Source organism: Trichocoleus sp. DQ-A1 (assembly GCF_039961955.1).
Lineage (GTDB): Bacteria > Cyanobacteriota > Cyanobacteriia > Cyanobacteriales > FACHB-T130 > FACHB-T130.
This window is the reverse complement of record NZ_JAMPKE010000013.1, coordinates 142,777-153,957: the sequence shown is the minus strand read 5'-3', so window position 1 is coordinate 153,957 and position 11,181 is coordinate 142,777. Positions and strand designations below refer to the sequence as shown.

Below are 11,181 nucleotides of genomic sequence, written 5' to 3'. Positions count from 1 at the left end.
TGCCGTTTTTGACGACATGAGTTGACTGACAAACCGGGCAAGTTGGTTGGGAATCAGACATAGTGCTTCTGATGGAACGGTATCTCTCCTATCCTTACATCTTTAGGACTACCCAAACGCTAACTGTATTTTCTCCCTTAAACTTGGTTGTATCTTCTCCCCGTCAGAACGAACCCAAATCAAACACTTCAGATTAGACAAAATTTCTTGATAATAGGGAATAACATTCTCTGGATGGCTAAAATCAGCATTCTTAAACCGTCTCATTTGACGCAAAATTCGTGATTTCTTGGGGCTAGATAACATGGCGATCGCCAATTCTACCCCACAGTGGCGATAGACATCCGTTTCCCCTACCAAAGACAACAACATCCCATACACTGTCGCTGGAGGAGGGACAGGATAGCTTTTTCCCATTTCCCTTGCATGGGACTCCCGAAAAGTCGCAAATGGAACATCCAAATAGAGAATTAATGGTGCAATCATTTTGATTCTTATAATCCTAAATCTCTTTTAATGACTGCTTTCAAAGCTTCAATCAGTTCATTCCGATTACGATACATATGCGCGTTCTTAAAAGGAGAATTATCAAAATTATCCAATTGCTGTAACTCCTTAACGATTGTTCCCCCAATCCACAATTGACTAGGGTCAATCTGTCCACATTCCACTTCATCTATAAACTCTTCTGTGAATTTTGCTTCCTTACTCTTAGGCTCGCAATATTCAAAGCAATAGGAAATATTATGAAGCAAAATGAGTTGTCCATTGAAATACTAAACTATCGGGGCAGAAAGGAGAATTAAAAATATTACTACTCCCTCCTACTTTAGGCAAATTTATAATTCCATCTATTAGAGGTAAAATCCGCGAAACATCTTTAAGATAAGTAACATTAATTCCAAAATAATATTGATATCGAGTGGCATGATATTCTGTAAAGTGAAGCGATTTACTATCCTTTTCTCTACCACTTTTTGCCCCTAGCTTGACTGCACTATCATAAGGCGTTAACGAAACAGCCATATTCATCCCTAAAGCACCCATTCGCTGATTAGGATTGCTGATTTTTGTTTGTTTCTTTTTTCTCTTTGTTGTTGAAGTCTCCTCCTCTGTTTCAGCAGACTCTAATAAAGCAAACCCAAAAATATCATCATCATAAAATTGTTCTGGATCGAAATCTTCACTTGTTAACCGATTAATATGTTCGTCTTCATGCCAAACCCGATTCACTGAATAACCTTGCTTTTGAAGATAAAAACGTAACGCCCAACGAATCGCACTTGAACTTACAAAAGCATGAATATTACCATTCGAATAGCCTTTTTGCAAAGTAGTCTTATTTCCTCGTCTAATGTCATGATTTAAGGATGCTAAACCGTAACGAGTCAGGACTGTTCCGTAAAGATAATAATTGGGGATATTATTGTTATTCTTCTTCTGACTCATCATTCATTTCTCCTGGTTTTTGATTGTTTGGGAATGAGCTATCATCCCCTTTGGCGGGTTTATCTTTAGGTTTATAACTGGCAATCGCTAACAATGACCAAATTCTTAGTTTTTGCCAAGGTGAATTTTTAATTAGTAGTAAAATTTCTTCTTGATGCTCATTAAAATACTTATTTAATCCTCCTCTTACTAAAAAGTCTGACAAATATTCCTGAAACGACAATTCATCATAACAATAGTTTATCTCTGCCCTTAATCGTTCAACTTTCTTCTTAATTGGAGACTCTTTTCCTTCTTCTGCTTTGGCATCCTCTGTTTTGGCATACGTTTTAGCAAAGTTGCCCTTCATCGCTTGCTGAAATACCTTAACAAAAATAAGATACTGCTTGTCTTCTTCACTCTTTTCTGCCATTATTGTGAATCCTTCTCGATTGAAAAATAACTGGTTAAATAAATATCCTTTTGAATCCTCTATCACCAATTTTTCCCAAAAGTTAGACCACCAATGGATTCCTTTTACTAAATTATCAGCAATTAGGGAGCGAATCAAATTCACATTAATAAAAATTTGCTTGGTTTTAATTTTTTGATAATTGGTTTGAAAGTATTTTTGAACCTGTTGATAAGTGATTAAAGTATTCTGATCAATTTTAATTTCTTCTATACTCATTAATGTCCTTTGACGAGAAGTTTGATTCATTTTTTCATATAACCAAACTTGACAAGCTTGATAGTAGTCGCCTTCAGGCTGAATATCGTCTAAGCTGTAATAAAGTAATCCTCCTTCACCAAGGCTACCAACATGAAACTGTTTAGTTTCTAATTGCTGTAATCGCCATCTTCTTTGAGAAGCATCTTCAAAATCCTTGATTTCTGGGATCACCACCAGGTAGCGATGGGCTTTCTTTTCCTTCAAGTCTTCTGATGGAATATGAAGTAAGCAATAATGACAAACTACTGGTACAAATAATAATGCTAAGGCGTATTCAGGTTTCTCTTCCAGTTTTGTAGTATATTCTGTCCTAGCATGGCGGACAATTCCCCCTAAATACAACCAACTGGTTATTTGAACATAATCCTGTCTGAGTTGTTGGGTATTTGCCTCACATAACTTCTCTGCAAAAGTTTGATGTGCGTACCAATTTAGGGATTTGTATTGATACTCAACTTTTTTTTCTTCAACCTTTAGTTCAGTGTTAACTATCGCTCCCGCTTGATAAAACTTATTATGACGCAGGAAAACAGCGCATATTCCCTCATGAATATGGATTTTCTGCCTTAAATCTATTCCATCATTGTCTAATCCTGTTAAATGAATTAAACCTGTATCATCTAATTGAAAAGACTTCTTAATTAACCAAGATAGGGCGACAAAATCACTTCCTTTCCAGAATAATTCAATCGTATCAGCAGTCAAAAACCATGATATATGTCCTCCGCGTTGATGAGATGAGGGATATTGCTTTTCTAATCGCTTTAAAGTCATGTAAAGTCCCGTCATTCCAGCGCGGTGCATTATTGTCGTATCCGCAGTGTCGAGAGATAGGGAAATTTTGGGTTGGGTAGTAACCACGATTAGGTTTCCTCTTCTTCCTTGCTGCGAGTCGCTGGAACAAATATTCCACACATCATCTTTCGTTTCCCGCCAATGCCCTGTTCTTGCAACGTTAAGGAATCTTCTGAGTTGAGTTCGCTGATTTTTACGCCAAATCCTCTAACTTTAAACTGTTTCCCTTCTTTATTGATGGTTAATTGCCTACGTTGAGGTGTTCCATCTTGTCGGGTAAGAAGTTCAATTTCCCCTTGTATTTCTAAATTATCCAGTTGCCGTTGAACAGCTTCAATAAAGTTATTAGGGTCTTGAAACCCTTTAATTAACACTAATCTGGAATAAACACTTTCTGAGGAAATTAACAGTTTGTAGTCGGAAATATCTAGTTGATAGGAATTTTGACCTATAGGAAACGCTTGACCAGCTAAATAAGGATAAATTAAAGGAATTCGTTGATGATGAATCCGAATTTTTAGACGAGATTGAGCAGTAAGTTCAAGGAAATTGTTGCTGGTCGGTATTCCGGCAATCGGATGAATTCCAATAGAGTCTAGTTCATGAAGGGGAGGACAAATACGGGACAAAGCAGAATAGATAGGATAACCATTATCAAGAGGGATGGGTGAGCCTCTTAGTTTAAACGTTAGGTCTACATATTCCTCACTTTGAATTAATATGGATGCCATAGATGGAAATTTTGAGAAATATTTAAAAATGTCAGAATTTGTTTAATACATCAACATCCTCTTATACACAAATGTCCTCATTGTCATTGCCAACTACTTTGGTTAGAGTAGCAATCCAGTTTAGGCTATTGTTCGCAATGTTCTCACTGGTTAGGAGGAGCTTCTAATAATCCAGTAGTTACTCAGAACAGATGGATAGCTGAAATTTTCTATCCCATACCAGTATGAACCGCTTCTGCTCCATTCTAAAAAAATCCGGTGCTTTCCTGCTTTCTATGCTTGATTGAACTCACGGCAAGCTTATCCTTCTAATTTGGACTAACGGCAAGTTTATGGTTCCAAATCGTCAATTTCATCCAGAATTAGCTGGCGCAAAAATGAGGGTTATAGTATCGTTGACGGCAAAATTATGCTTCCAGAGGCGGCAAAGTTATGGGTAAAGTCACACTCCGTTAACGGAGAGGGGAGTAAGAGTTTTGCGATCGCGCGTTTTTAATGAACCGCAAAGAACGTGAAGGAAGAGAGGGAATGCGATCGCGTACTTCACAAAACTGATATTTATTCGTCGTCTTCCATCAGTTGCCAGATTAGGAAGCAGACATCAAGGACAATACCTAATGGGTTGTTGATTAGTCCGATTGCTGTTGCTATCAGAAATAGAACAATGTCTCGGCGTTGCTTTGGGGAAAGTTTCATCTTGATTCAACCTGTATTTATTGGGGTTGAATGCAAGGTATTTTTGGGGCTGTAGCTGAAAGCAAAGCAGACTGGGCAACTGCTGAAAGCTAGTTATAATAAGCGATAAGCAGTTTGGGGTAGGTGGAAAGTTTAGGGTTATCCCCAAACTTTGTGGCAAAATCTTTGGACTTAATCTATGGCGCGGCGTTCTCTGGGTGATGATGTCAAGGCGCGGGTGAAGCGTCTGTTTGAGGCGTTGCTAGCTTATGTGAATGATGAATTTGAGGATGGCGACAAACTCGGAATTGATTTCAACTGGCAAGGCGAGACGCAGTTGGTAATTAGGACAAAGCGGCGATATCTGGAAGAACTGACCGCAAAAGACAAATACGAAGGTCAGTTAACCCAAGCGCAAGTTCGGGAAGCTCTAAATCGTCTGGAAGATTATTTAGAGATTTTGGAGGATAACCGCACCTCAACGAAAGGTTCGGAAGATTGGCACTTTACTTTGAAGCTGTGGCACAAAGATAAAGAGGCGAATCTGAGGCAATTTGATATTGAGTGGGAAAAGAAAAGACCGCCAAAATCTAAAGCTATTGCCAAGAAGATTAAACTACAAACTGATATTCTATCCGCTACATCTACTGCCCTTAATGAGGTGGAAGGGGAATCGAAATCTGTTGCGAAAAATATTCCTCCCAGCGGTGCTAAGGAATTTGTCGGACGCACAGAAGAATTGTTAGAACTTCACCAGTTATTACAGGAAAATAAGCAAGTTACCATTGCTGCTGTGGCTGGGATGGGTGGCGTGGGTAAAACGGAACTCGCTACTCAGTATGCAACAAAGTATTTATCAAGTTACGCGGGTGGCGTTTGCTGGCTATCTGCACAGGGAAATATTGCAACTGATATTATTAGATTTGTCCAGTTAGAATTTGAAATTGACCCGCCGCAAGATTGGGAATTAGCGGCTCAATTGGAGTTTTGCTGGAAGAAATGGCATCCCGGCAATGTTTTAATTGTGTTGGATGATGTCACCGACTACAAACAACAAGTCAAGCCTTATTTACCACGACCGGAATTATCTCGATTTAAAGTGCTGTTGACGACGAGATTTCAGTTTGGGTCATCTTTGCCGCAGTTAAGGCTAGATGTGCTGAAACCTTTTGCGGCGATGAAGTTATTAGAATCAATAATTGGCAGGGAACGGCTAAAACGCGAAGCTTGGGTGGCGAGAAGACTTTGTAAATGGTTGGGATATTTGCCGTTAGGGTTAGAGTTAGTCGGGAGATATCTGGATCAACAGCCGAATTTGTCGCTGGAGAAACTACTGGCGCGATTGGAAAGAAAACGGCTTGAACACGAAGCGATTTTGAAAGCTGACCCATTAATGCGGTATGAATTGGGGGTGGCGGCGGCTTTTGATTTAAGTTGGGAACAGTTGGATGAAAATGCAAAATCTAAAGGTTGTTGCTTGAGTTTATATGCTTTGGCTCCAATTCCTTTACCTTTAGAAATGGAGGATGATGAAGAACTAGAAACATGGGAAAAGGCGCTAAGGGATTTAATAAGTTTGCATTTGTTACAAAGTTTGGGCGATGAAACTTATCGTTTGCATCCGTTGATTCGGCAATTTTTCCAGCAGAAGCTAAATCAGTCAGCGGAAGCTGAGGAGATGAAACGCCAATTTACAGCGGCAATGGTGGCAGAGGTAAGGGATATTCAATACCAACCAACTCGCGGGGATATTATCAATCTCAGTCCAGTAGTTCCCCATATTGAAGAAGCGGCTAACTATCTGGTTGAATATATTAGCGATAAGGATTTAATTTGGTCTTTCACAGGCTTAGGTTGGTTCTATCAAGGTCAAGGATTTTATCAGCAGGCAGAACCTTGGTTAAAGCAGTGTGTAGAAGTAACTGAAAGCCGTCTTGGTTTAGAACATTCCACTGTCGCCGCCAGTCTTAACAACTTAGCCGAACTCTACCGAAGTCAAGGACGCTATAGCGAAGCTGAACCTTTGTATCTGCAAGCAATTGACATCCATAAAAAAAGTCTCCCCCCCGACCATCCCAATGTCGCCACCAGTCTCCACAACTTAGCTAATCTCTACAATTCTCAAGGACGCTACAGCGAAGCTGAACCTTTGTATCTGCAAGCAATTGACATCCAGCGAAAAAGTCTCCCCTCCAACCATCCACACATCGCCGGTGGTCTCCATAGCTTAGCTAATCTCTACAATTCTCAAGGACGCTACAGCGAAGCTGAACCTTTGTATCTGCAAGCAATTGACATCGATAAAAAAAGTCTCCCCGCCGACCATCCAGATATTGCTAGCGGTCTCCACAACTTAGCAGGTTTCTATAATTCTCAAAGACGCTACAGCGAAGCGGAACTTTTGTTATTGCAAGCAATTGACATCCAGCAAAAAAGTCTCCCCTCCGACCATCCACACATCGCCGGCGGTCTCAACAACTTAGCTGTTCTCTACGAAAGTCAAGGACGATACAGCGAAGCGGAACCTTTGTTATTGCAAGCAATTGACATCCAGCGAAAAAGTCTCCCCGCCGATCATCCACACATCGCCAGCGGTCTCAACAACTTAGCAGGTTTCTACCGAAGTCAAGGACGATACAGCGAAGCAGAACTTTTGTATCTGCAAGCGATTGACATAGATAAAAAAAGTCTCCCCGCCGACCATCCACAAATTGCTACCCACTTCCACAACTTAGCGGGTTTCTACCGAAGTCAAGGACGCTACGGCGAAGCGGAACCTTTGTATTTGCAAGCAATTGACATCGATAAAAAAAGTCTCCTCGCCGATCATCCACAAATTGCCGGCGGTCTCAACAACTTAGCAGGTCTCTACCGAAGTCAAGGACGCTACAGCGAAGCGGAGCCTTTATATCTGCAAGTAATTAAAATTTGTCAGCGTAGTTTAGGAGAAAATCATCCTAATACGGTGACAATTAAACAAAATTTAGCCATTTTTTGGATGCAGGGAATTATGGAGAATCGGTTGAGTATAGAGGCGTTACGGGAGCATCCTCTAGGTCAGGAAATATTAGCGCAAATGATAGCACTGATGGAAGAATCAGAGGATAATCCGCCAGGATGAAAGCGATCGCATCTAGGACATTCTGGGAACCAAATCTACCCTGGTGAATATAATTTGCGGCTATACAAACAAAGTCCGCCTGCGCGGACTAATACCAAATCCGGTTGCCAAAGCCGACTTATAATTAAGAAACGACTATATGGAGCCAGGGATGCCAAAGAAAGCACATTTAGCAAACCACTATAGTTCAGAAGAACTCAAGCAAAAGTACCTCAAAAATCAAGATGCTGTCGAATCGCGAAGATGGCATTTACTGTGGAAAATATCATTAGGGTGGACAATTAAGAATAGTGCCATCGCTGTAGGGATTAATTATGATTAGGCCAAACAAATTGTCAAGAAATATAACGGTTTAGGAGCCGAAGGACTGACCAATCTGAAAAATAAGCAGCCACAGCAACGAGGGGGTAAGAAAGCTCTCTTAACAGATGCTCAGCTTGAAAAATTACGTCAAGTCTTAAGATCGAAACCATTAGATGGAGGCATCTGGACTGGACCGAAAGTGGCGCGGTGGATAGAACAAGAAACTCGGGTGGAAAAAGTTTGGCATCAACGGGGATGGGATTACTTAAAAAAGTTGAAATACTCCTGGCAGAGTCCGAGACCCAAACATAGGAAAGGCTGCCAGATAGAACAAGAGCAATTTATTCACAGCTTGCCTTTAAAAGTCAAAAATATAGAGGAACAATACCCAGATGCCAAAATTGAATTATGGTTTTTTGATGAACATAGAGTGGGATTAAAACCAATTTTAAGAAAAGTTTGGGCTCAGGTGGGGTCAAGACCGATAGCGATGGTTAGTCATCGTTATGAATGGTTATATGTCTATGGATTTGTTAAGCCTCAAACGGGAGAAACTCTTTGGTACTTAATTCCACGAGTCAATACAAAATGGCTAAATTTAGTCTACGAAAGTTTTGCTAAGGATGCCAAGCTTTCTGAAACAAGAAAGGTTTTACTAGTAGAAGATAATGCCGGATGGCATCGCAGCAAGAAAGCGGCGCTCCCAGCCGGAATTACCGTTGAATTTCTCCCAGCTTATTCACCAGAATTACAACCCGCTGAAAGACTCTGGACATTAGTAGATGAACCGTTAGTCAATGAGTATTTCGAGACGATTGAGGACATCGAAGAAGTGTTAGTACTTCGTTGTAACGTGCTGAGCAACATGAAAGCAGAAATTAAAAGCTTAACTCACTATCATTGGTTAAAATTTGCTTGATACGTTAGGGGGATCTAAGAACCGGATTTGGTATAATAAATTTTATTTAACCCGCGAAGGCGGGTTTCGTCTGTGTAGCTGCGATTTCCGATCGCCAAGCTACAAAAATTAGAGGAACTGAGTGAAAATGCGAACTGACTTGTCAGCGCTTCGCAATCGCATCCGCCACATTAAGAGAGTGCGAACTGACTTGTCAGCGCTTCGCGATTGCTACCTGCCGTTTTATACTGCTCAAGCAAGAAGCATCCCGTAGGATAAAAGATATCCACCTGCGACGGAAAGACTATCTGTGGCTAAGTCAGAAGAATTGCATCCAGAGACGGCGCTTGCCCGTACTCCCCTATATGAACTTGCCCTAGAACAAAAAGCCCGATTGACTGCCTTTTCCGGCTGGGAAATGCCCGTACAATACACCGGAATCGGACAAGAACACCTGGCAGTCCGCACCACAGCGGGAATGTTCGACATCTCCCACATGGGGAAATTTACCTTCAAAGGGAAACAGCTGATTTCGTACTTGCAGCCTCTCGTTCCCTCAGATTTAAGCCGCCTGAAAGCTGGTGAATCTCAGTACACCGTCCTGCTGAATTCTCACGGCGGCATTTTGGACGACATTATCTTCTATTATCAGGGCGAAGATGCAGACGGCGAGCAGCGAGGAGCGATGATTGTCAACGCCGCCACCCGATCTAGAGACAAAGCATGGCTGTTTGCCCAACTGGAATCTTCTCAAATTGATTTCGAGGATCTTTCCCTGGCAAAAGTTTTGATTGCCATTCAGGGACCCCAAGCGCTTGCATATCTTCAAGAATTTGTCAAGGAAGACCTGACACCGATTAAGGCATTTGGACATTTAGAAGCAACCGTCTTGAATGAGCCAGCTTTCATTGCCCGGACTGGGTACACCGGAGAGGATGGATTTGAAGTCATGGTAGACCCAGAAGTGGGGGTAGACTTGTGGCGCAGTCTCTTCACTGCTGGCGTCGTACCCTGCGGACTCGGTGCCAGAGACACCCTGCGCCTGGAAGCGGCAATGGGTCTCTATGGGCAAGATATGGACGAAAGCACCACCCCTTTAGAAGCTGGATTGGGTTGGCTGGTTCATCTGGATACGAAAGGCGATTTTATCGGGCGTCCAGTCTTAGAACAACAGAAAGCAAATGGCGTAGAACGACGCTTGGTAGGGCTGCAAATGCAGGGGCGTTTTATTGCGCGTCATGGCTACCCGGTGCTATCCAAAGGTGAAGCCATCGGCGTCATCACCAGCGGCACCTTAGCACCAACGGTAGGGCAACCCATCGCCCTCGCCTATGTTCCTCCGAATCTGGCTCAGATTGGTCAGGAATTGGAGGTAGAAATCCGGGGCAAAGCTTATCCAGCCGTTGTGGTTAAAAAACCTTTTTATCGCTCTCCCAGCCGTCTTCCTAGCAAGTAAATGTATGGCGAACCGAGGTGGCTGGAGAAGGTGGTTGGTGAATCAGGCAGCATTAATCGGACTCGCCATCATTGGCATTCTCCTGGGTGTAGCCGCTTGGGCGTGGTTTACATCGATTTGGATGCCCGGAGTCAGTTATCAAGCTGCATTGCCGCCGCTGACTCCGCAGGAGGAAACGCTGCGAGATGCCCTCCGACAGGATGTGGAAAAGATTGCCGGTGAACTGGGAGAACATAACTTCTCAAACTATAAGAATCTGGCGGCGGCGGCTGATTTCTTGGAAGCATCGTTGAGTAGTGCTGGCTATAAAGTTCAACGACAGGGATACAAAATTGCTGAGAACACTTATTACAACCTAGAAGCCGAGATTGCTGGGACAAATCGAGCCGACGAGATTGTGGTGATAGGGGGTCACTATGACTCTGTATTTGGAAGTCCCGGTGCTAATGATAACGGCACGGGTGCCGCAGCCGTCCTAGAGTTGGCGCGTGCCTTTGCGGGAAAAAAGACTTCCCGAACTCTCCGCTTCGTTGAGTTTGTGAATGAGGAACCGCCATTTTTCCAAACGCCGGAAATGGGAAGCGTCGTTTATGCCAAACGCTGCCGCAACGCCGGTGACAATATTGTTGCCATGCTCAGTTTGGAAACAATCGGCTACTACTCCGACAAGCCAGGAACCCAGAAATACCCATTTCCCTTAAGCCTGTTTTATCCCTCACAGGGTAACTTTATTGCCTTTGTGAGCAACCCAACCTCTGCTGATTTGCTCAGGAAAGCGATCGCCTCTTTCCGTCGTCATGCGAAGTTCCCCTCTGAAGGTGCCGCCCTCCCAGAAAGGATTCCCGGCGTCGGCTGGTCAGATCAATGGTCTTTCTGGCAGCAAGGTTATCCCGGTATCATCGTCACAGACACCGCGCCCTCCCGTTACCCCTACTATCACACTTCACAAGATACCCCCGATAAAATTGATTACGACCGCTTGGCGCGGGTAGTGGCTGGATTAGAAGGCGTTGTTGCCGACTTGACAGGGCTTCAGTAATT

The 11,181-nt window shown here is 42.8% G+C and carries 10 protein-coding genes; 4 read left to right on the top strand and 6 right to left on the bottom strand.

The genetic code is table 11. The features are described from left to right. Positions 1-108 precede the first annotated feature (108 nt). The 6 genes from cas5 to NDI33_RS14900 all read right to left on the bottom strand — a co-directional run bounded on the left by cas5 (position 109) and on the right by NDI33_RS14900 (position 4,383). Positions 109-486, bottom strand: a complete 378-nt coding sequence (gene cas5 / locus NDI33_RS14925; RefSeq protein ID WP_199302624.1) for a CRISPR-associated protein Cas5 — start codon at positions 484-486, stop codon at positions 109-111. 8 nt (positions 487-494) lie between these two features. After that, positions 495-755, bottom strand: a complete 261-nt coding sequence (locus tag NDI33_RS14920) for a hypothetical protein (RefSeq protein ID WP_199302623.1) — start codon at positions 753-755, stop codon at positions 495-497. After that, on the bottom strand, positions 745-1,452 hold the full coding sequence (locus tag NDI33_RS14915; RefSeq protein ID WP_199302622.1) for a type I-B CRISPR-associated protein Cas7/Cst2/DevR: 708 nt from the start codon (positions 1,450-1,452) through the stop codon (positions 745-747). The genes NDI33_RS14920 and NDI33_RS14915 overlap by 11 nt, the downstream gene beginning before the upstream one ends. After that, positions 1,430-3,022 carry a type I-MYXAN CRISPR-associated Cas8a1/Cmx1 gene (gene cas8a1, locus NDI33_RS14910; protein WP_190679138.1) on the bottom strand — a complete coding sequence of 531 codons (1,593 nt, stop codon included), beginning with the start codon at positions 3,020-3,022 and terminating at the stop codon, positions 1,430-1,432. Before cas8a1 ends, NDI33_RS14915 begins: the two co-directional genes overlap by 23 nt. A gap of 2 nt (positions 3,023-3,024) precedes the next feature. Then, positions 3,025-3,687: a type I-MYXAN CRISPR-associated protein Cas6/Cmx6 gene (cas6, locus tag NDI33_RS14905; protein ID WP_190679136.1), complete on the bottom strand. Its 663-nt coding sequence runs from the start codon at positions 3,685-3,687 to the stop codon at positions 3,025-3,027. 558 nt (positions 3,688-4,245) lie between these two features. Then, on the bottom strand, positions 4,246-4,383 hold the full coding sequence (locus tag NDI33_RS14900) for a hypothetical protein (protein WP_190679134.1): 138 nt from the start codon (positions 4,381-4,383) through the stop codon (positions 4,246-4,248). A gap of 178 nt (positions 4,384-4,561) precedes the next feature. Here NDI33_RS14900 and NDI33_RS14895 point away from each other — a divergent pair, with 178 nt between their 5' ends. The 4 genes from NDI33_RS14895 to NDI33_RS14880 all read left to right on the top strand — a co-directional run bounded on the left by NDI33_RS14895 (position 4,562) and on the right by NDI33_RS14880 (position 11,179). Continuing rightward, the gene (locus tag NDI33_RS14895; protein WP_190679132.1) at positions 4,562-7,483 is read left to right on the top strand and encodes a tetratricopeptide repeat protein; all 2,922 of its coding nucleotides are present in this window, start codon (positions 4,562-4,564) and stop codon (positions 7,481-7,483) included. 331 nt (positions 7,484-7,814) lie between these two features. Beyond that, complete coding sequence (locus NDI33_RS14890) at positions 7,815-8,705, top strand: IS630 family transposase (RefSeq protein WP_347275955.1); 891 nt, start codon at positions 7,815-7,817, stop codon at positions 8,703-8,705. A gap of 289 nt (positions 8,706-8,994) precedes the next feature. Beyond that, positions 8,995-10,140: a glycine cleavage system aminomethyltransferase GcvT gene (gene gcvT, locus NDI33_RS14885; RefSeq protein WP_190679123.1), complete on the top strand. Its 1,146-nt coding sequence runs from the start codon at positions 8,995-8,997 to the stop codon at positions 10,138-10,140. A 4-nt stretch (positions 10,141-10,144) separates the two neighbouring features. Next, on the top strand, positions 10,145-11,179 hold the full coding sequence (locus NDI33_RS14880) for a M28 family peptidase (protein WP_190679121.1): 1,035 nt from the start codon (positions 10,145-10,147) through the stop codon (positions 11,177-11,179). The last annotated feature ends 2 nt before the right edge of the window (positions 11,180-11,181 follow it).

Bases quoted from the DNA above. Each gene is read 5' to 3' on its own strand.
- cas5 (WP_199302624.1), bottom strand. From the start codon at position 486: ATGATTGCACCATTAATTCTCTATTTGGATGTTCCATTTGCGACTTTT.
- NDI33_RS14915 (WP_199302622.1), bottom strand. From the start codon at position 1,452: ATGATGAGTCAGAAGAAGAATAACAATAATATCCCCAATTATTATCTT.
- cas6 (WP_190679136.1), bottom strand. From the start codon at position 3,687: ATGGCATCCATATTAATTCAAAGTGAGGAATATGTAGACCTAACGTTT.
- NDI33_RS14900 (WP_190679134.1), bottom strand. From the start codon at position 4,383: ATGAAACTTTCCCCAAAGCAACGCCGAGACATTGTTCTATTTCTGATA.
- NDI33_RS14895 (WP_190679132.1), top strand. From the start codon at position 4,562: ATGGCGCGGCGTTCTCTGGGTGATGATGTCAAGGCGCGGGTGAAGCGT.
- NDI33_RS14880 (WP_190679121.1), top strand. From the start codon at position 10,145: ATGGCGAACCGAGGTGGCTGGAGAAGGTGGTTGGTGAATCAGGCAGCA.